21 protein-coding genes are annotated in these 22361 nt (G+C 65.5%); 10 read left to right on the top strand and 11 right to left on the bottom strand.

Annotation, left to right across the window (positions count from 1 at the left end; translation table 11 throughout):
• The first annotated feature begins 67 nt into the window (after nt 1–67).
• Complete coding sequence (locus DBR47_RS02820; protein WP_124446622.1) at nt 68–751, top strand: PEP-CTERM sorting domain-containing protein; 684 nt, start codon at nt 68–70, stop codon at nt 749–751.
• Nucleotides 752–767: 16 nt separating this feature from the next.
• On the opposite strand, the gene DBR47_RS02825 is transcribed toward DBR47_RS02820, so the two are convergent.
• From DBR47_RS02825 to pedF, 5 genes are read right to left on the bottom strand one after another with little or no spacing between them, the layout of a single operon-like run.
• The gene (locus DBR47_RS02825; RefSeq protein ID WP_124446624.1) at nt 768–1709 is read right to left on the bottom strand and encodes a beta-propeller fold lactonase family protein; all 942 of its coding nucleotides are present in this window, start codon (nt 1707–1709) and stop codon (nt 768–770) included.
• Nucleotides 1710–1723: 14 nt separating this feature from the next.
• Nucleotides 1724–2254, bottom strand: coding sequence for a cytochrome b (locus DBR47_RS02830; RefSeq protein WP_124446626.1), 531 nt, complete (start codon nt 2252–2254; stop codon nt 1724–1726).
• 1 nt (nt 2255) lies between these two features.
• Nucleotides 2256–4424 (bottom strand): TonB-dependent receptor, encoded by a 2169-nt coding sequence (locus DBR47_RS02835; RefSeq protein ID WP_124446628.1) that lies wholly within the window; start codon nt 4422–4424, stop codon nt 2256–2258.
• Nucleotides 4421–5287, bottom strand: coding sequence for a transporter substrate-binding domain-containing protein (locus DBR47_RS02840; RefSeq protein ID WP_231512092.1), 867 nt, complete (start codon nt 5285–5287; stop codon nt 4421–4423). The genes DBR47_RS02835 and DBR47_RS02840 overlap by 4 nt, the downstream gene beginning before the upstream one ends.
• Nucleotides 5284–5835 carry a cytochrome c-550 PedF gene (gene pedF, locus DBR47_RS02845; RefSeq protein ID WP_124446632.1) on the bottom strand — a complete coding sequence of 184 codons (552 nt, stop codon included), beginning with the start codon at nt 5833–5835 and terminating at the stop codon, nt 5284–5286. Before pedF ends, DBR47_RS02840 begins: the two co-directional genes overlap by 4 nt.
• A 325-nt stretch (nt 5836–6160) precedes the next feature.
• On the opposite strand from pedF, the gene DBR47_RS02850 reads away from it, so the two are divergent.
• Complete coding sequence (locus tag DBR47_RS02850) at nt 6161–8452, top strand: sigma-54-dependent Fis family transcriptional regulator (RefSeq protein WP_124446634.1); 2292 nt, start codon at nt 6161–6163, stop codon at nt 8450–8452.
• On the opposite strand, the gene DBR47_RS02855 is transcribed toward DBR47_RS02850, so the two are convergent.
• Entirely contained in the window at nt 8453–8935 is a 483-nt protein-coding gene (locus DBR47_RS02855; protein WP_124446637.1) for a DUF456 domain-containing protein, read from the bottom strand.
• A 59-nt stretch (nt 8936–8994) separates the two neighbouring features.
• The gene (locus DBR47_RS02860; RefSeq protein WP_124446639.1) at nt 8995–9987 is read right to left on the bottom strand and encodes a hypothetical protein; all 993 of its coding nucleotides are present in this window, start codon (nt 9985–9987) and stop codon (nt 8995–8997) included.
• Nucleotides 9988–10239: 252 nt separating this feature from the next.
• On the opposite strand from DBR47_RS02860, the gene DBR47_RS02865 reads away from it, so the two are divergent.
• From DBR47_RS02865 to DBR47_RS02900, 8 genes are all read left to right on the top strand, one after another.
• Nucleotides 10240–11085, top strand: a complete 846-nt coding sequence (locus DBR47_RS02865) for an MBL fold metallo-hydrolase (protein WP_124446641.1) — start codon at nt 10240–10242, stop codon at nt 11083–11085.
• Nucleotides 11082–11780 carry a MotA/TolQ/ExbB proton channel family protein gene (locus DBR47_RS02870; RefSeq protein WP_124446643.1) on the top strand — a complete coding sequence of 233 codons (699 nt, stop codon included), beginning with the start codon at nt 11082–11084 and terminating at the stop codon, nt 11778–11780. The genes DBR47_RS02865 and DBR47_RS02870 overlap by 4 nt, the downstream gene beginning before the upstream one ends.
• Nucleotides 11777–12403 (top strand): hypothetical protein, encoded by a 627-nt coding sequence (locus tag DBR47_RS02875; protein ID WP_124446645.1) that lies wholly within the window; start codon nt 11777–11779, stop codon nt 12401–12403. The genes DBR47_RS02870 and DBR47_RS02875 overlap by 4 nt, the downstream gene beginning before the upstream one ends.
• A gap of 7 nt (nt 12404–12410) precedes the next feature.
• Complete coding sequence (locus DBR47_RS02880; RefSeq protein WP_124446647.1) at nt 12411–12905, top strand: hypothetical protein; 495 nt, start codon at nt 12411–12413, stop codon at nt 12903–12905.
• A gap of 4 nt (nt 12906–12909) precedes the next feature.
• Nucleotides 12910–13632 carry a hypothetical protein gene (locus DBR47_RS02885; RefSeq protein ID WP_231512093.1) on the top strand — a complete coding sequence of 241 codons (723 nt, stop codon included), beginning with the start codon at nt 12910–12912 and terminating at the stop codon, nt 13630–13632.
• A complete protein-coding gene (locus DBR47_RS02890; protein WP_124446649.1) occupies nt 13629–14585 on the top strand; it encodes a sensor histidine kinase in 957 nt (318 codons plus the stop codon). The genes DBR47_RS02885 and DBR47_RS02890 overlap by 4 nt, the downstream gene beginning before the upstream one ends.
• Complete coding sequence (locus tag DBR47_RS02895; RefSeq protein ID WP_124446651.1) at nt 14582–15178, top strand: response regulator transcription factor; 597 nt, start codon at nt 14582–14584, stop codon at nt 15176–15178. The genes DBR47_RS02890 and DBR47_RS02895 overlap by 4 nt, the downstream gene beginning before the upstream one ends.
• A 266-nt stretch (nt 15179–15444) precedes the next feature.
• A complete protein-coding gene (locus DBR47_RS02900; protein ID WP_124446653.1) occupies nt 15445–17958 on the top strand; it encodes a TonB-dependent receptor in 2514 nt (837 codons plus the stop codon).
• Between the two features lie 144 nt (nt 17959–18102).
• On the opposite strand, the gene DBR47_RS02905 is transcribed toward DBR47_RS02900, so the two are convergent.
• From DBR47_RS02905 to DBR47_RS02920, 4 genes are all read right to left on the bottom strand, one after another.
• Nucleotides 18103–18429: a high-potential iron-sulfur protein gene (locus DBR47_RS02905; protein ID WP_124446655.1), complete on the bottom strand. Its 327-nt coding sequence runs from the start codon at nt 18427–18429 to the stop codon at nt 18103–18105.
• A 26-nt stretch (nt 18430–18455) separates the two neighbouring features.
• Nucleotides 18456–20231 carry a PQQ-dependent methanol/ethanol family dehydrogenase gene (locus DBR47_RS02910; protein WP_124446657.1) on the bottom strand — a complete coding sequence of 592 codons (1776 nt, stop codon included), beginning with the start codon at nt 20229–20231 and terminating at the stop codon, nt 18456–18458.
• A gap of 188 nt (nt 20232–20419) precedes the next feature.
• Nucleotides 20420–21358: a quinoprotein relay system zinc metallohydrolase 1 gene (locus tag DBR47_RS02915; RefSeq protein WP_124446659.1), complete on the bottom strand. Its 939-nt coding sequence runs from the start codon at nt 21356–21358 to the stop codon at nt 20420–20422.
• Nucleotides 21355–22176 (bottom strand): quinoprotein dehydrogenase-associated SoxYZ-like carrier, encoded by an 822-nt coding sequence (locus tag DBR47_RS02920; protein WP_231512094.1) that lies wholly within the window; start codon nt 22174–22176, stop codon nt 21355–21357. The genes DBR47_RS02915 and DBR47_RS02920 overlap by 4 nt, the downstream gene beginning before the upstream one ends.
• Nucleotides 22177–22361: the final 185 nt, after the last annotated feature.

Genomic DNA, 22361 nt, shown 5'->3' on the forward strand with positions numbered 1-22361 from the left:
GCCCTAGGCGGACTACTCTGAACAGGCCTTCCCAGTGCTTGTTCAACCCCATAGAAAGAGAGCTCCCATGCGTCATACCGCCTCACTTCGCCTCCTCGTGGCCGCCAGCGCCTTGTCGGTGTCGGGCCTCAGCTTCGCCGGTTTCAGCAACGCCACCTTTGCCTACTCCGGTGGCAGCACGACCAACTATCTGCAGCTCAATGGCAGCAACCAGGTGATCGAGTTTTCGCGCGGCTGGGTCGACCAGACCGGCTCCAACAACGGTGGCGGCAGCGGCGCCAACTACATCGCCGGTGTCTGCGGCAGCTCCGATGGTTGTTTCGGTAACGATGCCGAGTACCACAACTACTTTGCCTTCAATTTCAACAATCTCTTCAGCGGCACGGTCAATACCGCCAGCCTGGTTTTGAATCAACCGAGCAATGGCTACATCACGCCAGCCAGCACCATCACCTACACCTTGTTCGATGTGAGCAGCAACCCTTCCCTGGGATCGGGCGTGGCGCTTTACAACGATCTTGGCTCGGGCATCAGCTATGGCACGGTGGTGGTGGATGCCAGCAGCGCGGGTGGCTTGGTCACGGTCAACTTCAATGCGGCCGGCCTGGCGGCTTTGAATGCGGCAGTCAGCAATAACACCAACTTCTATGTCGGCGGTGCTGTGGCTGCGGTGCCCGAGCCTGCCACCTGGGCATTGAGCGCCGCGGGCTTGCTCCTGCTGGCCCTGCGTCGGCGCGCCGCCCAGGCTTGAGAAAAGCGCCCAAGCTTTAGCGAATCGCCACACCCCAAGGCAGCTTGCCCACGGCGATATCGCTGAGTTTGCGGCGGCTCTCGGTATCGATGACCGAGACCGTGCCCGCGCGGCCACAGGCCACGTAGAGCTTTTTGCCGTCGGGCGTCAGGGCCATATTCCAGGGCCGGGCGCCCACGGCAATCGTCGCCACGATTTGCAGCGAGGCGCTGTCCAGCACCGAGACGCTGGCCGCCCCGCCATTCGAGATATAGACCTGGCGCCCATCTGGGCTGACGGCGATGCCATTGGCTCGCAGGCCGGCCGGAATCTTGGCGCTGATGCTCAGGCTGGCCCGGTCGATCACATAGAGCTCGCTGGCGTTCTCCGCCGCCACATAAGCCCGCCGTCCGTCGGGCGAGAAACCAATGCCGCGCGGCCTGGCGCCCACGGCGATCTGGCCGATCTGGCGGCGTGCGGCCACATCGATCACATCGACCGCCTCGCCTTCTTCGGCACTGACGAAGACCTGCAAGCCGTCCGGGCTGAAGACGGCGTGCTCGGGGTTCTTGCCTTTCAAGCTCACGCCAAAGGCCTTGCTCTGGGTTCGGGTGTCCACAAAGACCACCTCATTGCTTTCCTCAATGGCCGCCACCACCCAGCGCCCATCGGGCGAGATACCCACGCCCTCGGGTGATTCGCCCAGATCGATGCTGGCGATGGCCTTGCGTGCCTGTAGGTCCAGCAAGACCAGCTGGTTGCCCGCTTGATCGCTGACGTAGGCCAGCTTGCCGTCCAGGCTGATCACCGTGCCGCGCGGCTTCTTGCCTGCGGCGATCTCGGTCAGCACCTGATCGGTGGCGGTATCGATCACGCTGAGCGTGCCCGAGCCCTCGTTGGGCACATAGGCAAAGGGTGCGGCCCCCGCGCACAGAGGCAGGAGCAGGGCCAGAAAAGTCTTGAGTTGACGGGTCAGCATGGGGTACTCCAAGCTCAGGGCCAGATTCTTTGCAAGAGGCCGTCGCGGTCCACAAAGTGGTGCTTCAAGGCCATGGCGATATGGCCCAGGATCAGCGCGCAGAAGACCCAGGCCAGACCTTTGTGAAAGCCATTCAAGGCGGCGTAGACGGCCGGCGATTCGGGCCCCCAGGGCGCGATGGCATGGCCAAAAAACTTGATGCCGTGCTTGCTGAAGTTGGAGGCCAGATAGGCGCTCAGCGGCATCAGCAGCATGCAGGCGTAGAGGGCGCGGTGGCCCCATAGCGCGGCCAGGGTCTGTGCCCGGCTCATGCGGGCAGGCCAGCCGGGTGAGGGCTGTCGCAGACGCCAGAACAGGCGCAGCAGCAACAGGCCCAGCAAGATCAAGCCCCAGGACTTGTGCAGATTGATGACTCCAGCGCGCGCCGGTGTGCCACGCGGGGCCAGTTCATCGAGCGCGAAGCCAAAGCCGATCTGGGCCAGCAAGGCCAGGCCCATCAAGGCATGCAGCCAGCGGGCAAAGCGGTCGTAGCGCGGCGCGCCCATCTCAGAAGCTCAGGCCGGCCGAGATGCTGGCCAGCCAAATGCGGCCCGGCGCGGGCTCGAAGAAGCGGCTGTTGCCCTCGTTGACGATGACCGAGCCCGACACCTGGCGATCGAAAAGATTGTCGATGCGCACAAAGGCGTTCACATCCCAGGCCCCCAGCTTGAGCAGATAGCCCGCGTTGGCGCTTAGCAGGCCATGGCCGGGTGCGGCATCGCTATTGAGGTCGTTGACAAAGACCTGGCTCAGGGCGCGAGCCTCCAGCCCCGCGCGCCAGCCCTGTGGTGGCGCCCAGTTGAGCGCAGCGAAGAAGGCATGCTTGGCGATGCCAGGAATCTTGCTGCCCGCGGCGATGGCTTGATTGGGCGAGGCACAGGGGCTGCTGGTGCAAGTCATGAAGCCGTCGCGATACTCGGCGTCCAGATAGGTGTAGGCCAGCTGGGCTTGCAGGTCGCGAGGCAAGGTCTTGCTCCAGGCCAGCTCTAAACCCAGGCGGCGGCTGCGGCCGGCGTTCTGGTAGCTGGCGCGGCCGCCCACATTGCTTTGCGTCACGATCTCCTGCGCCGTGTGGGTCTGGAACAGGGCTAGGCTGCCTTGCCCCCATTCGCTGCTTCTAGCCTTGAGGCCCAGTTCCAGGCTGTCGCTGCGGGCGGCTTGCAGGGCGAAGTTGAGGCCGGTCTGGCCGTTGGGCCGGTAGGACAGCTCATTCAGCGTGGGCGTCTCAAAGCCTCGCCCGGCCGAGGCGTAAACATGCAGGCCAGGGCTGAGGGCGTAGAGCAGACCCAGCACTGGCAGGGTGGCACGGTAGTCGGCGCTGCCACTATCGTCCGGGTTGCTGGCCGTGATGTAGGCGTCGTTGGACTTGAAATGCACTTGGGTGCGGCGCAGCCCGGCATTGAGGGTCCAGCGCGGCGCGGGCTGCCAGCTCAGCTGCAGATAGGGGTCCAGGCTGCTGACCTCGTTGTTTTCCTGGCGGCGCAAATCGCCCTGTACGCCCAGGCTGCTGCCCACATAGTTGAGGTAGCCGCGGCGCTCTTCTTTCAGCTGGTCATAGGCCAGACCCGCGACGGCCTGCAAGAGCCCGCCGGCCCACAGGGTCTTGAGGTTCCAGCGCAAATCGGCTCCGCGGTAGTCCCGCGTTAGGTCGATCACGCCGCCCGGATGCAGCGGATTTTTTTGAGTGGCGACCGGGATGGACTGGAACTGCTCGGTGTTTCGGTGGCCGCCGTAGACCATGGCCGTCAAGGCATTGCTGCTGTCGAGCTGGCGTTCGTAGATCAGGCCCAGCTGGGTTTGATCCATGGTCTTGCGGGTGTTGAAGCTCAGGGCCGAGGGATCGACGCTGCGCGGGTCGGCCTGGAACTGGGCCCGTGTAAGGCCTAGCGGGTCTTGGGCGATGGGCAGGTCCACCCGATTGGCAACGAGGGTCAGCTTGCTAGCCTCATCCGGCCGCAGGCTCAGCTTGACGTTGCCCAGGCGGCGTTGGGCCTGGCTGTGCTCGCGATAGCCCTCGGTGTCGAACTGGCTGGCGCTGAGCATATAGCTGAATTGTTTGGGGCCTTCCACCGCGCCACTGAGCTGGCTGCTGATGCGGCGCAGGCCATCGGAGCCGGTGGCGACGCTCAGGCCCAAGCGAGGCGGCCCCGCGCCGTCCTCGCTGAAGACATTGATGACGCCGCCTGAGGAGTTGCCGTAGAGCGCCGAGAAGGGGCCGCGCAAAACCTCCATCCTGCCAACCGACCCTAGGTCCACATGGCTGATTTGGCCCTGCCCATCGGGCAAGGTGGCGGGGATGCCGTCCACATAGAGGCGCACACCGCGGATGCCAAAACTGGCCCGCGCGCCAAAGCCCCGCACCGAAATCTGCACGTCTTGCGCATAGTTTTGGCGGTCCCGCGCCAGCAGGCCGGGCACGGCAAGCAAGCTCTCGGAGATATTGATCTGGGCGCGGCGGTCCCGGGCTTCGTCGCCGTCGATACGGCTGATGGAGGCCGGCACGTCAAAGCTCTGCGCCTCGCTGCGGGTGGCGCTAACGACCACGCGCTCCAGGCTGGCGCGTGCCTCCGTTTCTTGCGCCTGGGCCGTGGCGCAGAGCAGCAGGGCGACGCACACGGTCGGGCGCAGGCTCAGGCCTTGGCGAGGGCAGGGCCGCGGGAGTGGGCGGCGCTTCATGCTTTTTGCCAGCTCACATTGTGGGCCTCGAAGATGCGCTTCAACTCGCCTCGGCTCGTCAAGGTATTGAGTGCCGCTTGCAGGGCTTGCGCCAGACCGACCGCGTCTTTCTTGACGGCCAGTCCGGTGGCCCAGCCATCGCGTGGCGCGCGGGCCAGGGGCAGGGCTTCGATGGCGAAGTCGGCGCGGCCACGCAAGACCGATTCCAGCTCCGAGGCCAGGCCCACGGCGGCCGCGAACTCGCCTCGCAGCAGGGCTTGGGCGCATTCGGCGCCATCCTTCCAATGGGTGTTCAGCTGGCCTTGGTAGGCCCCGCCATCGGCACCCAGCATCAACCAACCGGCCAAGGTCTGGCCCGGCACGGCCACCGTTTCGCGGCCCAGCTGGGCGAGTTGCTCCAGCTGCGGCAGGCGCGCCTTGTTGCGAGCCAGCACGATGTGCTCGCGGTAGTAGGGCGCAAAAATCAGGGCCTGGGGCGTGGCGTCCATCAGCGGCCGGTCCACCGGCACATGCATCAGCACATCGGCCGGGCCGTAGCCCAGGTAATGCCCTTTCCAGACCATATTGCGCAGGTCGTCGTTCATGCTTTCGTCGGCGTTGAAAGGCATCAGCTCCAGCTTGAGGCCCAGGGCCTGTGCCAGGGCTTGGGCCAGATCCACATCAATGCCCCGGCCCCGCACATGAAAAGGCGGCATGTCTTGGTAGATGCCCACGCGCAGGCTGCCACGGGCGAGGATCTTGTCCAGGCTGCTGGCGGGCTGATCGACGCCGGCTGCCCAGGCCTCGCCCAGGCTCGTGCCCGCACAAGCCAGCCCGGCCAGCTGAGCCAGCTGAGTCAGCAAGCGGCGTCGGCCGGCCTTCATTGCGACACCTGCAGAGGCTTCTCGCGACGACTTTCCAGATAGCTCTTGATGGCCCATATCGCCTCCTGATCGAAGACGCCCTCAAACGGCGGCATGTAAACCGCGCCGTTTCGACTGCGGCCATGGCGCACCGTGGTGAGGAAGTACTCGTCGTTGTCCTTGACGCAGGCCTCACGGCGCTTGAGCTCTTTGAGGCCGCTGCAGTCGTTGTCCAGCCGGCGCAGGTCGGGGGCGATGCCCCCGGAGATGGCTTCAAGCCCGTGGCAGCGGGCGCAGTTCTGGCCAAAGGCCGAGCTGCCGACCTTGATGGCGGCTTCGTTCTGGCGATAAGGGTTTTCGCTGCGCCAGCCCTCGCCCAGGCGGGGCAGGCTGGAGGTGTCCACCGCCTGGGGAGTGACATCGCCATGACTCCAGACCAGGCCCGTGCCGCCCAGCAGCAGGGCCAGGGCAAGGGCCGAGGCGCGCCAATGCAAGGGCTTGCTCAGGCCCGGGCTGGGCGCTGGCAGGCCTTGCTTGCGGGTGTGGGAAGAGGGGCTTGGCTGGCGCATGGTTTGTCTCCGCTTTGGGCTTTGGATTTGGGCTGGGTTGCTGTGGCTTTGCCAAGCTTGTGCAAAGTCCATGCCACGCGGGCCTGTCCCAATCTGACACAGATCAAACTGGGGAATGTTCCATGGACAAGTTTTGCTCCGGCGCGCAGCATGGGCCTGGGTGTTCAAAAGAGCGTGAACACCGGTCCGGCTCGGCTTCAGAGCGAGCTTTCTGCCCATAGGCAGGGCCATGCGGGCGAGCGGCGAGCAGCCAAGCCATGGATCGATGACCGGTGCGCGCGATGAGAGACAAGCTGCTTTGGGCAGCGCAAAAAGGAAGACCTTGATGTCCACGACTTCCAATCCTGCGCTTGGCAACGCGTCTGCATTGCCGCGTGCCGAATTCATCGAGCGGTCCCATCAGCGCAGTGCGGGTCTGGGCCTGTCCCGGGCGGAGAAGCGCGAAGTCGAACCCATGGTGCGCAGCGACCTGACCCTGGCGCGTGAGCGCAATCAGCGTCTCTATCTGCATGCCGCGCCGGTGATGCATATGCTGTTTGAGCAAATCATCAATACCGAAAGCATGATCGTGATGACCGACGCGGCCGGCACCATTCTTCACTCGGTGGGCGACGATGATTTCCTGGCCCGCGCCGATAAGGTGGCCCTGGCGCCCGGCGCCAACTGGGCCGAGCATTCGCGCGGCACCAATGCGATTGGCACGGCCTTGTTCGAGGGTTCGCCCACGCTGATTCATGGCCCCGAGCATTTCATGCACGCCAATAATTTCCTGACCTGCTCGGCCGCGCCCATCTTTGACCCCCGCGGCAATATGCTGGGCGTGCTCGATGTGACCGGCGATCACCGCAGCTATCACCAGCACACCATGGGCTTGGTGCGCATGTCGGCCCGCATGATTGAGAACCACTGGCTCTCCGACGATTACAACAACCGCCTGCGCCTGCACTTCCACAGCCGGGCCGAGTTCATCGGCACGCTGCTGGAGGGCATTCTGGTGGTGGGGCCGGATGGCAAGCTCTTGGGTGCCAATCGCGGGGCGCTTGATCAGCTGGGCTTGAGCGGCGCGGCCTTGCGGGCGCAGACCCTCACCAGCTTGCTAGGCACGACCACGGCCGCCATTTACGACCATTTCCGCATGCCTTTGTCGGCGCCCATGCGTCTGAGCCTGGTCAATGGCCAGAGCTTTTATGTCAGCGCCCGCTTTGACTGGCCCTCGCGCCCGGTGGTGGCGGGCCTGGGTTTACTCAAACCCGATCAGCAAGAGGCGGGCGCCTTCGATGGCGCGGCTGCGGGCGGCCTGAACAGCGACAGCGGCCCGGTGCGCTCCTGGCTGCCCGGCGCTGAGGCTTGCGAGCCGGGCTCCGTTGAGCAAGGGGTGGGCATGGAGCGTTCGGCACGCAAGCTCGGGGCCCCGCCAGCGCTTGCGGCCCAGCCTGGCGAGCCCGGTCATAAACTTTCGGGGCTGCAATATCTGCGCACCGGTGACGCCCAGGTCGACACCTTGGTGCAGAAAATTCAACGCATTCTGGACCGCGACATCCCCTTGCTGATCCTGGGCGAAACCGGCACCGGCAAGGAGTTGCTGGCGCGTGCCGTGCATGTGGATTCCAAGCGGGCGCGCCAGCCCTTTGTGGCCGTCAACTGCGCCTCCATCCCCGAGTCCCTGATCGAGGCCGAGCTGTTTGGCTATGAGGACGGCGCCTTCACCGGCGCGCGCCGCAAGGGGGCGACCGGCCGCATCGTGCAGGCCAATGGCGGCACTCTGTTCCTGGATGAAATTGGCGATATGCCTCTGCCTCTGCAGGCGCGGCTGCTGCGGGTTTTGCAGGAACGCAGCGTGACGCCGCTGGGCTCTAACAAATCGATCCCGGTGGACATCGCGGTGTTCTGCGCCACCCACCGCAATCTGCGCGAGATGATCGCCGCTCAGTCCTTTCGTGAGGACTTGTACTACCGCCTCAACGGCCTGGCCGTGCGCATCCCGGCCCTGCGTGAGCGCAGCGATCTGGATGTGATCGTGCGCCGCATCTTGCTGGCCGAGCGGCCCCATGATGTGCCAAGCTTGAGCCCGCAGGTGGCCGAGCTGTTCATGGCCTATCACTGGCCCGGCAATATTCGCCAGCTCTCCAATGTCTTGCGCACGGCGGCGGTGATGTCGGCCGGCGAGGCCCAGATCACCAGCGCCCATCTGTCCGACGATTTTTTGGAGGATGCGGGGGCCCAGCAGTCGCAGCGGGCCTCGCCTGCCGCGCCCCAACGCGAAGTGATAGAGAAACTGAGCGAGGCCACAAGTCCGCAGGGTCTGCCAGCACAGGCTTGTTCAGGCTTTGCGGGCCAGGTGGGCGCTCTCGATCCCTTGCTCGCTCAGCAACAGGCCGAGGTCGCCATGCGGGCCAGTCTAAGCCCCTTGAGTTCCATGAGCTCCATGAGCTCCTTGGGCCACGAGGCCAGCCTGGGCCATACCCTGGAGCAGGCCGAGATCGAAATGATTCGCGCGGCCTTGGCGGCCGCGGGCGGCAATATCTCGGCCGCCTCCAAAAAGCTGGGCATCAGCCGCAACACCATTTACCGCAAGCTGCACTGGAACAACACGCCAGCCGTGACCAAGAGCTCTTGATCACAGCAGCAGGGCGATCACAAACACGCCTATCATCATGAAGGCCAGCACCACCTTGGCGATCAGGCCCACCATGATGCCCAGCCAAGTTGCCAGGCCGACCTTAAGGGCTCGGCCCTCGTCCCGGCGGGCCAGATACTCGCCCAGGGCCGCGCCCAGCAAGGGCATGAAGAACACACCGATCAGGCCCATGAAGAGCCCGGCCACCGTGCCCAGGGCCGCGCCCGCGATGGCCTGCTTGCTGGCCCCGGCCTTGCGTGCGCCTAGCAGACCGGCCACATAGTCCAGCACCCAGGCCAGCACGGCCATGGCGCTGATCAGGGCCAAGCTCCAGGGTCCCACTTGCTTGAAGTCCCCCACCCAGGCCCCCAGCACGATGCCGCCCAAGACCAGGGCGGTGCCGGGCAGGGCCGGCAGCACCGTGCCGATCAAACCCAGCACGATCAGGCCCACACTCAAAATCCACCAGCCCGTATCCGCCATCCCCTTGCCCTCCATAACTGTTTTGTTGAGCAGAACAGATGGGGCTGCTCAGCCGACTTTCAAGGCGCGGCCGGTTGGAAGAGCTGGGGCTCCAGCTCCTTCCACAAATGTTGCAGATTGAGCGGATGGCGCAGCGCGTAGCTGGGCAAGGCGGCGAACTCGGGCAGGGCCAGACGGGGGTCTTGCACATCCAGCGCTTGACCGGCTTGCAGCTGCGCCCAGACTTTGGCGCGCAAGGCCTCGATGTAAGCGATATGCCGGGCCAGGCTGCCCGTTTGGCCTGCGGCATTTTGTTCGGCCTCGCCCTGCTCGCCCAGCAGCCGGGCCGAGCCGGCAAACTTCTGCAAGGAGCGCAGGGCGAGCAGGAACAGATCGCTGCGGCTTTTCTGCAGATCGGGCACATCGCCCACCCACACCAGGCCTTGGGCCAGCACCGTGCCGCTGTCGCGGTGGCGCAGCACCAGCACATGCTCGCCCATGCCGCGATCCAGGTTCAGCCAGTCAAAGGGGCCCAGCTCGGGTGCTTGCACCGCCTGCTTCGGTGTGCGAATCGTCTCGGGCAGCAGGCTGGCGCCCACCACGGGCCCCAGCTTGGCGCGCAGTTTGTCCTGGCACATCTGGCAGCGCTTGTTCATCAAGGCCATCACCTCGGGCAAGGCCCAGATGCGGGCCGGCTCAAAAGCGATATTGCCCATGGCCAGCTCGGGCGTGGCGCGGCTGTTGATCAGCTCGCTGGGCAGGCGCTGGAATTGGGTTTGCAAGGCGCAAGCCAGGCGCGCGCCAAAGGCCGGCGTGGGCCCGCTGCCGACCAGCCACAGCGACTCGGGGGCCTTGGCGTCCTGGGCCACAAAAAGCTGGCTGGTCAGGCCGCCGTTGCTGGCATTGGGTTCGCCTCGGGCAGCGGCAATGCGCCACAAGCCCGGGCCCACCGGCAGCAGCTGGGGCCAGCCGGCGGATTCGCTGGCGGGGCAGGGGCTGGCGGTGTCTGCCTGCGCTTGGGCCAGCGCCGGGGCCAGCAGCAGTAGCAGCAAGATCAGGCCTTGGGACAACATCTGCTCCAGTCTGCAACAAAGGCGGTGCAGCTTGGCGCAGTTGAGGGCCAAGGCATGCGGGGAAATGCGGGGCCGAGCCGGTTGCGCATACCGCTGGCTTCGGCATGGATATTGCGGTGACACAGGCATGACAAGGACTTTCATCAAAGGGCTGGGGCAGGCGGTGGCGCTGTCGGCCTATGCCCTGCAACAAGCAAGAAACCTGCCCCGAATCAGCGTGGCCCAGCTTGCCATGGGGGAGCCGAGCCAGCCATGAAGATTTTGGTCTTGGGCGCGGCTGCCAGCGGTGGATTACCGCGTTGGAACTGTGCGTGTTCGCAATGCCAGGGCCTGCGCCAGCAGGCGGGTGAGGGGGCCATGACACAAAGCGCCTTGGCGATCTCGGCCGATGGCCAGGCCTGGGTCTTGGTCAATGCCTCGCCCGATATTGCCGCGCAGATTCGCGCAAACCCGGTCTTGCAGCCCGGCCCGGATGCGGGGGGCAGCAGCCCCATCAAGGCCCTGGTCTTGCTGGATTCGCAGCTGCAAAGCGTGGCCGGCCTGCTGAGCCTGCGCGAGAGCCGCCAACTGGAGGTCTATGCCACGCCCATGGTGTTTGAGGACCTCACCGATGGCTTGCCCTTGCTGCCCGTGCTGGAGCAGTACTGCGCCGTGCGCTGGCACCCCTTGCCGGTGGCGGGCACGCAGACCGCCGCCGAGTTTAGCATCCCCGGCTTTGAATCCCTGCGCTTTGTGGCCCTGGCTGTGCCCGGCCAGCGCCCGCCCCATGCGCGCCAGCGCGAAGCCAGCGTGGGTGACAACATCGCCTTGTGGGTGCAGGACCTGCGCGGCGCGCAGAGCCTGATGTTTGCACCGCTGCTGGCAGCGGAGCCGGAGGCCTGGGGCGCTGAGGAGGCAGGCACCGAGGGCGGCACCTGGCAGTTCTGGCAGCGTCAAGCCGATTGCTGGCTGCTGGACGCACAAGCGCCCGAGGCCTGGCAGGCGCGGGCGGCCGGCCGCCGCATCCTGACCCGGCTGGGCCATGCGGCCTCTGGGCCTCAGAGCCAGGAACAGGCCGCGCTGGAGCAGGCCTTTGACGGCATGGTGATCGAGCTATGAAGCCCCTCAGCTGGACCCTGCCCCAAGCCAGGAGCGCGCCGCCCAGGCCGCAGCTGCCGCTGCACGAGCCCCTGTGGCTGGAATGGTTGGCCCTGGCGGGCTTGCTGGGTTTTGCGGCCTGGCTGCTGGGCCTGCGCGGGATTTGGGCCCTGTTATTGCGCAGCGATCCGACCGGCATCACCTTGCTGATCCTGCTGGTCTTTGCCGCCGCGTCGCTGTGGTGTGGCGCACGCTCCCGCTTGCTGCAGGCGCAAAGAGAGGCCTTGGGCAGGCCCCAGGATGGGCAGAGCTGGGCGGCGGAGTTTTTGCGCACGGCCAACTCGCCCGAGGCCGAGCAAAACACCGCCCTGGACCTGCTGCTGGAGCGCAGCCACGGCCCGCATGGCGCGGCCTGGTGGGTCAACAGCCTGCAGCTCAAGCTGGGCTTGCTGGGCAAGGTGGTGGGTTTCTCCATCCTGGCGATCAATATCAGCAGCATGCAGAGCTTTGACCCGACCCAGACCCAAGACCTGCTGCGCAGCCTCACCTCCGGCCTGGGCGTGGCCTTGCTGAGCACCATGGTGGGCCTGGTGGGCAATATCTTGCTGGGCCTGCAGCTCACGCGACTAGACCGTTATGCCGACGCCCTGGTGAGCGATATCCAGCGCGCCGGCCTGGCCCTGGCGCACAGCCAGGCCGCAGGGGCGCCCGCATGAATGCCAGAGGACAGCGCGCGCGGGGCGGCGGGGGTCCGCGCGAGCCCGAGGTCGACCCCTTTTACGACATGCTCTTCAATCTGCTGATTGCCTTCGTCTTCTGCTTCATCGTGGCCTTGCTGGCGATGAACCCCAAGGCGCTGAAGGCCGGCGACATCCCCTCCAAGGCCGAGTACATCATCAATGTGAGCTGGCCCGACAACAATCCGAACGACATCGACACCTGGGTGCAGGACCCGGCCGGCAATCTGGTCTGGTACCGCCAGCGTGAGGCCGGCCTGATGTATCTGGACCGGGACGACCGAGGCGACGCCAACGACGCGATTTTGATCAACGGCCGCCGCATCACCAGCCCTTTTCGCCAGGAGGTGGTGACGCTGCGCGGCATCGTGCCTGGCGAGTACACCGTGAATTTGCAGTACTACCAGTCGCGCAACGGCCAGCCGGTGGAGGTGAGTGTGAATGTGATCAAGGTCAACCCACGCGCCGAGGTGGTGTTTTACGGCCAGCTCAAGCTGGCCAAGCCCGGCGATGAAGCCACGGCCACGCGCTTCACCGTGCAGGCCGATGGGCAGGTGGTGCAGGTCAACACCCTGCCCAAATCCTTGGTGCAAAACTTTTGAGGCCCGCATGAGCTTGCCCTTGTTGCTCAGTCTGGTGGCCCTGGCCTTTGTGGCCTTGCTGGCCTTGTTGTGGTCGCGCTGGCCGGCCTGGCTCAAGGGCCTGCTGGTGCTGAGCCTCAGCGTGTTCTATTTCTTTGCCGCCGAGGCGGTGAGCCAGCTGGCCGGCTGGCCCTCGGCCGAACCCCTGCCCGAGCAGTTTGTGCTCTTGGCGGCCGTGATCGAAGAGCCCAGCAACAAGCGGCTGGGTAGCTTGCAGCTGTGGGTCCAGCCCTTGGAGGAAGGCAAGCCCACCGCGCAGGCACGGGCCTTCAGCCTGGCCTATCGCAAGGATCTGCATGCCTTGCTGAACGAAAGCCTCAAGAAAACCCGCGAGGGCGTCACCCAGGTCGGCAGCGCCACGCTGAAAAAAGGCCAGGGCGGCCTGGCCTGGCTCAGGCCCAGCGGCAGCGAGCAGCAGGTCAAGCTGCGCGATCTGCCCGTGCCCCAGCTGCCGGAGAAATGAGGCCATGCGCAAGCTGCTCGCCTTCGCTCTCTTGGCCCTGCTTTTGCAATTTTTGCAGGCCTGCCGAGGCGGCGCGGGCGTGCCAGACTACTTTCCCCTGGAGGCCGGGCACCGCTGGACCTATCGGGTGCAGACTCAGCTGGACGATGGCAGCCCGCCGGAGCAGGAAGTCTTGCGCATCGCCAGCCTGGGGGCGCAACGCCTGGCCGTGCTGGGCGATGCCGAAGCCTGGTGGCGCCAGGGCGATGCCGGGGTGGACTACTGGCTGCGCCGCGATGAGAGCGGCATCTACCGCGTGGCCAGCAAAAGCTTGGTGGACGAGCAGCCGAAGGCCGATCAACCGGTTCGTTATGTGCTGAAGGCCCCCTTTGTCGTGGGCAGCAGCTGGCAGGCCGACACCACGGCCTATCTCTTGATGCGCAGCAATGAGTTCCCGCGTGAGATCCGCCATGTCCACCCCCACATCCTCATGACCTACCAGATCAGTGCCACGGCGGTGGCGCTGGCCACGCCGGCCGGGCAGTTCAAAAACTGCCTGGTGGTCAGCGGCCTGGCCACCTTGCGCTTGTATGCCGACCCTGCCACCGGTTGGCGCGACCAGCCCTTGCGCAGCAAGGAGTGGTATTGCCCCGGCGTCGGCCTGGCCCGCCTGGAGCGCAGCGAACCCGCCCACACCGCATTTCTGCGCGGCGGCGAGCGGGTCTTGGAGCTGGAGGCCTACGAATGAAAGCATCGCTGCCAAACGCCCGGCCTCAGCGGCTCAGGGCGCGTTCAGATTTGGCCTGGGTTTTGCTCTTGACTGGCTTGAGTTTTGGCCTGGCCAGCGCCCTGGAGTTGCATGAGCTGTGGGTGCATTGGGCGCGCGGGCGCGAGGCCTGGCAGCTGGACGAGCTGCCCCTGGCCCTGTTGGTGCTATTCCTGGGCCTGGCCTGGTATGGCTGGCGGCGCGGGCGTGAGACGCAGGCCTTGTTGCAACACAGCCAGCAGCTGGCCCGCCAGCTGCTGACGCTGCAGGAGCGCGAGCGCCTGGCCCTGGCGCGTGAGCTGCACGATGAGATGGCCCAGCATTGCACCGCCATCCGCTGCGAGGCGGCCTGGATGCGCGGGGCGCAGGCCCAGTTGGCCAAGGCGGACTCGGCGGATTCGGCGCAGCGCATCAGCGAGCTGTGCGCCGCAGCCGAGCGCAGCGCGGCCGTGGCCGAGCAGCTCTCCAGCAGTCTGCGCTCGATGCTCAAACGCTTGCGACCGGCGGAGCTGGACGAGCTCGGCCTGTTTGAAGCCTTGCGGGCCCTGTGCCAGGCCTGGTCGGCCAGGACCGGCTTGCCGCATGAATTGGAGGTCAGTGCAGATTTGCAGGAGCTGCTGAGCCGCCAGCCTAGCGCGGCCCGCGACACCGCCTTGTACCGGGTGGCGCAGGAGGGTTTGTCGAATGTGGAGCGGCATGCGCGCGCCGGGCGGGTGCATCTGCGTTTGCAAAACCTCAGGGGCGAGCTGGAGCTGAGCGTGCTCGACGATGGCCAGGGCTTCGCAAGCCCGGCCAGCCCAGGCGGGCTGGGTTTGCTGGGCGCGGCCGAGCGCGCCCAGGCCTTGGGCGGGAGTTTGCAGATGCGCGGCCTGCCGGGTCGAGGCAGCTGCTTGCGGATGCGGGTACCGGTGGGTGCCCAGGGCCTGGCCACATGATTCGCGTGCTCTTGGTCGATGACCATCCGGTCGTGCGAGCCGGCTATCAGCGTTTGCTGGAGCAGCAAGGCGATATCGCGGTCGTGGCGCAAGCCGGCGATGCGCAGGAGGCCTTCGCCCTGTTCTGCCAAACCCAGCCCGACTTGGTCATCAGCGATATCTCCATGCCGGGCAGCAGCGGACTGGCCCTGATTCAGCGTCTGCGTGAGCGGGAGCCCCGCTGCCGCATCCTGATTTTCAGCATGCATGACAGCGAGGCCATGATGCGCCGGGCCCTGGACCTGGGGGCGAGTGGCTTCGTCAGCAAAAGCAGTGCGCCCGAGGCCTTGCTGGAGGCGGTGCGCAGCGTGCATGCGGGCAGGGTCTACCTGCCGCCCAGCGCGCCCGCAGAGGCGGACTTGAGCTGCCTGAGCCCGCGCGAGTACGAGGTGTTTCGGCTGCTGGCCTCCGGCCACTCCTTGCAGGACTGTGCCAAGGCCCTGCAGCTGAGCGCCAAAACCGTCTCCAACCACCAGACCCTGATCAAGGAAAAACTGGGCCTCAGCAGCCTGGCGGCCCTGGCCTTGCTGGCGGTCCGGCAGGGCCTGGTCTGAGAGCATCCCTGGCCCCGGCGGTGCCCGGCGTTCGCGGAAGAAACGGTGAACAGGTGAACAAGTGAACGAGTGAGCAATACAGACGGTTCGACGCGTTGACTTGTTCACTGTTCACCTGTTCACCTGTTCACCTGTTCACTTGTTCACCATTCTGTTTCTCATGCGGCTGAGCCGGGCAAACCCCAAGGCGCGGCGGGAAGTCTTCCCTGTGCATTGGCGCCCGGCCTTTGTAGTCTAGAAAAACAAGACGAACTGGAGGCGATTCGATGATCAAGAACTTTGGCGGGGTGGCTTTGAGTGCATTGGCCGTGAGCGCCTGCTGGGCCGACCCGGCCCCGGCCACCGAAGTGGCGCCACCCGCTCAGCTGCCGAGGGTGGAGGTGATCAGCAGCTCGCCCTTGCGTGGCAGCGAGCAGGCGCGTGACCAACAGCCGGGCTTGGTGCAAACCGTGAGTGCGGCCGAGCTGGAGCGGCGCCAGGCGCTGGACCTCTCCAACTACCTGGCCCGCCATATGGCCAGCGTCAGCATCAACGAGGTGCAGGGCAACCCCTTGCAGGCCGATCTGAATTACCGTGGCTTCAGCGCCTCGCCCCTGCTGGGTACGCCGCAAGGCTTGTCGGTCTATCTGGACGGGGTGCGCATCAACCAGCCTTTTGGCGATGTGGTGAGCTGGGACCTGATTCCTACCGCCGCCATCGAACAGGCGGTGTTGATGCCGGGCAGCAATCCCCTGTTCGGCCTCAACACCCTGGGCGGCGCGCTCTCGGTGCAAACCAAGACCGGGCTGAGCAGCCCGGGCAGCGCCTTGCAGCTCAGCGGCGGCAGCCATCAAAGAGTGGAGCTGGCGTTTGAAAGCGGCGGCGGCAAGCCCGATTTGCACTGGTTTGTCACCGCTCGTCGGCTGCACGAAAAGGGCTGGCGCGCCGCCTCGCCGACCGACTCTGCGCAGCTGTTTGCCAAACTCGGCGGCCGCTTGGGCCAGGCTGAGGCGCGACTGAGCGTGGCGCTGGCCGACAACGAGCTCACCGGCAATGGCCTGCAAGAGCAAGGCGCCTTGCAAAGCGACTGGAAGAGCATCTACACCGCGCCCGACAACACCCGCAACAAAGCCCAGCTCTTGAATCTGGAGCTGAGCCAGGGCCTGGCTGAGGGCTTGCGCCTGAGTGGCAATGCCTACTACCGCCGTATCTCGACGGACACCTTGAATGGCGACATCAATGAGGGCGCGCTGGATCAATCGGTCTACCAGCCCAGCGCAGCTGAAAGGGCCGAATTGACGCAGGCCGGCTACACCGGCTTCCCGGCCTCGGGCGCGACTGCCAGCAACACCCCCTTCCCCAAGTGGCGCTGCATCGCCAACGCCTTGCTCAACGACGAGCCGAACGAGAAGTGCAACGGCCTGCTCAACCGCAGCCACACCCTGCAGCACAATGCGGGGCTGAATCTGCAGCTCTCGGGTGAGTCGCAATGGGCCGACATGAAGGCCCAGTGGCTCTTGGGTGGCTCGCTGGATTGGAGCCGGGTCAATTTCGAGCAGAGTTCGCAGTTTGGCTATATCAACTCCGACCGCACGGTGACGGGCGTGACCGGGCCGGGTGCCTTTGCCGACGGTAGTCAGAACTCGGAAAATGCCTTCGATTCTCGCGTCAATTTGCGCAGCCGCAGCCAAACGGCCAGCATCTTTGGCAGCAGTACCCTGAATCTGAGCCCGGCGGCCCAGCTCACCCTGTCGGGCCGCTACAACCGCGCCAGCATCAGCAATCGCGACGCCATCACCCCGGGCGGCGGGACGGGCTCGCTGGACGGTGACTATGTGTTCAGCCATTTCAACCCCGGTCTGGCTTTGAGTTATGCCGCAGCGCCAGGGCTGAAGTTTTATGCCAGCGCCAACCAGGGCGCGCGCGCGCCCACGGCTGTTGAGCTGGGCTGCGCCGACCCGGCCAGCCCCTGCAAGCTGCCCAATGCCTTTGCGGGCGACCCGCCGCTGCGCCAGGTCATCACCCGCAGCCTGGAGCTGGGCGCAAGAGGGCGCTTGGGCCATACGCTGGACTGGCATTTGGGCCTGTTCCGCGCCGACAACCATGATGACTTGCTGTTTGTGGCCGACAACAGCAGCGGCTTTGGCTACTTTAAGAACTTTGGCCTGACCCGCCGCCAGGGCCTGGAAGCCAGTTTGCAGTGGCAAGCCCACCGCGACCTGCGCCTGAGTGCCAGCCTCAGCCTGCTGGACGCCACCTACCAAAGCGCCGAGGTGGTCGGTGGCTCGGCCAATAGCAGCAACGATCAGGCGCAGGCTGGTTTTCCGGGAGTGGAGGGCGTGATCGAGATTCGACCCGGCGACCGTATACCCATGCTGCCGCGCAGCCTGCTCAAGCTGGCGGCCGACTGGCAGCTCAATGCGCAATGGGGTCTGAGCCTGGACCTGAGCGCCACCTCAGGCGCCAAGGCGCGAGGCAATGAAAACGGCTTGCACCAGCCCGACGGGGTCAATTACTTTGGTAGCGGCCGCAGCGCGGGCTATGCCCTGCTCAATCTCGGGGTGGACTACCGGCCCAGCAGTCATATCAAGTTATTTGTGCAGATCAAAAACCTGCTGGATACGCGCTACAGCAGCGCGGCGCAGCTGGGGGTGAATGCTTTTGATGAGCAGGGCAATTACCGCGCCCGGCCCTTGCCCGCTAACGCGAACGGTGACTATCCGCTGCGCTACTCCACCTTCTTGGCCCCCGGCGAGCCGCGATCGGCTTGGATCGGTTTGTGCTATGAATTTGGGCATTGAGGAGAGGTCGTGAAAAAGAAAGGCGGGCAAGCGCCCGCCTGTTGAGATGGCTTCGGGAAGGGAAGCAAGTGAGTGAAAGCGCCTAGAAGGTGAAGGGCGGCACCGCAAGCACCGCCCTTTTTGATCGGCTCATCTCACTTGGACTCAGCTCGGCGCCTTGGCCCAGACCTGGCACCAGCCGCCATTGGCGATGTGCTTGCGGCCGAACATGGCGCAGCCCGCCCAGGCATCGGTGGGCTTGCCTTGCCAGAAAGTGCAGTTGGCGCAGTGCTGGCTGGCCTCATGCTTGGGGTACTTTTTGGCGTCGACCTTGGCCGTGTCCTGGCGGTAGCCCAGGGCTAAAGCCTGCTCATCGTTCTCGTCCACATGGGCGCCGGCCTGGGCGATGGCCGGTTTGCCTGCGATCAAGGCGCCGCCCGCCAGCAGCGCATGCAGGGCGATGAAGCGACGGCGGGAGTTACTCGTTTCCATGAGGGATCTCCTTGGCTTGCCGGGGCTTAGGGCTTGGGGATCTTGAAGACCCAGACCATACCGCCTTGCTCCAGGAAGTTGACGCGCTTGGCCACATCCCCGCCCCACAGCGGCACGGCGCCGCCCCAGCCCGAGACCACGCTCACGTATTGCTCGCCGCCCTGCATCCAGGTGATGGGCGGGGCCACGACGCCGGAGCCGGTCTGGAACTCCCAGACGATCTTGCCGGTCTTGGCATCGGCCGCCTTCAAGAAGCCTTCGGGCGTGCCCCAGAAGACCAGATTGCCGGCCGTGGTCAGCACACCGCCCCACAGCGGCGCATTGTTCTTGACCTCCCAGACGATCTTGCCGGTCTTGGGGTCCACCGCGCGCAGGGCGCCGATGTAGTCCTCGTTGAGCGGTTTGATGGTGAAGCCAGCGCCCAGATAGGCCGCGCCCTTTTTGTAGGTGATGGGCTCGTTCCAGATCTCCATGCCCCATTCATTGGCCGGCACGTAGAAGAGCTTGGTGTCCGGGCTGTAGGCCATGGGCATCTGGTTCTTGCCGCCCAGGAAGCCGGGTGCGGCGAAGACGGACTTGCCCTTCTTGCCGTCGGCACTGGCGGTAGGGTCGCCGCTGCGGTTCTCGGGGATGAAGTTGGGGCGGCCGGTCTTCAGGTCCACGCCCGTGGCCCAGGTGAGTTTGCGCACAAAGGGAAAGGCGTTCTCCAGTTTGCCGGTCGTCGCGTCGTTGACGTAGAAGAAGCCGTTGCGGTCGGCCTTGCCGCCCATGCGTTTGCCGTCCATATCGAAGGTGATGAACTCGTTGGCGCCGTCAAAGTCCCAGGCATCGTTGGGCGTGCCCTGGTAATGCCATTTGATCTTGCCGGTCTTGATGTCGATGGCGACGGTGGCGCAGGAGAACAGGTTGTCACCCTGGCGCAGATGGCTATTCCAGGGCGCGGGGTTGCCGGTGCCAAAGTAAGCCAGGCCGGTCTTGGCGTCATAGGTGCCGCCCATCCAGGTGGAGGCGCCGCCGGTTTTCCAGAGGTCGCCGGGCCAGCTCTTGTTGGTGGTGCCGGAGATGCCGTTCTCGCTCTTGTTGCCATCTTTGTCATAGGTGTAGCCCATATGGCCTTCCACCGTGGGGCGGGACCAGATCATGCGGCCGGTGCGCGGGTCGCGCGCCTCCACCCGCCCGACCACGCCGAACTCACCGCCAGAGACCCCGGTGAGCAACATGCCACCGGCGATCAGCGGGGCGGCGGTGGCGGAGTAGCCGGCGGCGTAGTCGTCGATCTTTTCCTTCCAGACCACATCGCCGGTGGCCTGGTCCAGGGCCACCAGCTGGGCGTCCAGGGTGGCGAAGATGACCAGGTTGTCGAACAGGGCGGCGCCGCGGTTCACCACATCGCAGCAGGGCATGATGCCCTCGGGCAGGCGGTGCTCGTATTTCCAGAGCTTTTTGCCGCTGGCCGCGTCCAGGGCGTAGATGCGGGAGTAGGAGGCGGTGACAAACATCTTGCCGTCGTGGATCAGGGGTTGGGACTCCTGGCCGCGCTGTTTTTCGCCGCCGAAGGAGAAGGCCCAGGCCGGCAAAAGCTTGGCCACATTGCCGGTGCTGATCTGCTTGAGCGGCGAGTAGCGCTGGCCTTGCGTGCCCAGGCCGGAGGACAGCACCTCCGCACCGCTGCGCGGCGAGTCCTGAATCATCTGATCGGTGACGCCCGCACTGGCCGCGATGGCATCGGGGCTGAGGCCGACGAGTGTGGCCACGGTGCCCAAGCTCAGCTGGGTCAGCAGGACGGAAAGCTTCAAACGCATGGATGTCTCCTCTTGAGGGGGTGGGAAGTCCGGCTCGCCTGAAGCGCTGCAAGAGCAGGGCGCGCCAGTCCGGGCGGATGCTCTTTGTCCGCAACAAACGTGCCACCCCAAGAAGCCCCGAATTGTTCTGTTTTGGACGAGTTCGGCCGCAGGGTTGCTACATCCTTGAGCAGGCCGGGGGGGAGCGATCAGCGCGCCTTCAGCACCGCCTGCTCATAGCGCGGGTAAAGATGGGCCACATTGCGGATGTATTCGGTCTCGAAGGCCGCCCAGCGGCGGAACTCCTCGGGCGCGGGCTGGCGCAGCAGCTCCACCATGTCCAGGCCTTGCTCGGCGGCGCGGCGAAAGCGCTGGTCCAACCAGGCCAGATAGTGCTGGGTCATGGCGATGGCGGCCCCGTCGCGAGCCGCCTCCACACTGCCGTGGCTGGGCACCCATTGCGGGTAGGGCAGGGCGGCCAAGGTCTTGAGGCTGCGGCTCCAGGCGGGCAGATCGGCATGGGGCGTGGTGGGCACGCGCTGGCTGAACACCAGGCCACCGGCGAAGACGACGCCCGCGCTGCGATCGATCAGCACCAGATCGCTGTCGGTATGGCCGCCCAATTCCAGCAGCTCGATTTCCCGCCTGCCTAGCTGCTGTGTGCCTGACGTGATGGGGCCGTCGGGCAGCAGAGTCTCCGTGCCCTTCATCCACTCGCCGCAGAGGCGGTAAAGATTGCTCTCATAGCTGCCTGCGTTGGCCGCCATCGCGGCGCGGGTGCTGGCGGTGGCCAGGCGCGGCACGTCGGCAAAAGCCTGGCTGCCGAGGAAGTAATCGGGGTGCTGGTTGAGCAAGACCAGCTTCAGAACAGGCTGGCGCGTCGTGCGCCCAATCAGCGCCCGCAGCTGCTCGCCGTAGCGGCGAGACGGCCCGGCGTTGATCACCAGGACCCCGGCCTCGCTGACGATGAAGCCGGTGTTGATGATGTTGCAGCCATTGGCCGGGCTGAAGTCGGCGTTGGCTCCTTCCACCACATAGACCCCAGGCGCCAGGGCGCGGGCTTGCAAGTGGTAGTCCAGCTCATTGTTCTGGGCGAAGGCAGCTGGCAGCCAGGCCAGCAGGAGCCAGACCTTGAGCAGGCGCTTCATGGCAAGCCTCCCTCGATGCGATTGCCGTTGTTGTCGCTGCCTTTGATCAGCAGAGGGCCGGGCGGCGCTTGAGCAAAGTCGACGCTGAAAATGGGGTTCTCACTCACCGGCTCAAAGGTCTTGAGCATGAATAGCGTGCGACCGGTGCCGTCCTGCAGCTGCAGTTGTTTGAGGTAGAAGGCCGGCACACCGCCGGCCAGGCCGGTGTCCATGGGGTGCATCACCCGCAGGCGCAATCGCGTGCCTGCGCCCTCAGCAGCATCGCGCGTGAAGCTGCGGGCGCTGACCTGGCCCAGGCTTTGCGCCCAGCTGCCATCGCTGCGGCTGCTGGCCGGGGCGGTGCAACCGCCGCCGGCCGACTCCACCCAGGTGCTGCCCACATGCCAGCGCCCATCCAGGGTCTGCACGGCGGCGCGCACCGGGCTGGCCTGCTCCAGCTTGAAGCGAAAGCTGAGTCGCGGCAGGGCCTTGAGGGGCTGGAACTCCAGCACCTTGCGTATGGGGTTGCGATCCACCAGCACGATGATTTGCTGCACCTGGCCCAGACCCGGCTCAACCACAACGCTGATGGGCACATTCATCGGGTCTTCGGCAAAGGCGGGGCCTTGCACCTGCACCCGCGGGTCAAACCGGACCCGCGCCTGGGCCCCCAGGAACTCATCGCGCAGCACTGGCCATTGCATGGAACCCAGAGGATCGGTGTCTTGCGCTTCTGCACGGGCGCACTGGGCCGTGTGCATCAGCACAAAGGCCATCAAGAGCAGGCCGGATCGCCGGAGCTGGATTTGAAGCTGTCTGTGAAGGGTGGGTAGGGGCATGCCGATCTCCTCCCACTCAGAGAAGCAAGAAGCGTGCTGTGAGGCCAGGCCCGGTTTTGCAACAGCCTGGTACAGGCCGCGGCGCTGTTTGTTCAGAAAAGGCACAAGTGGCCTGGCGTTTTCCCTGCTCGCGGCGGCGACTGCAGCTGTCCAGAAAGTGCCGATGCAGATTTTTCAGCGGGCAG

This window comes from Paucibacter sp. KBW04, assembly GCF_003852425.1.
Classification (GTDB): Bacteria; Pseudomonadota; Gammaproteobacteria; order Burkholderiales; family Burkholderiaceae_C; genus Paucibacter_A.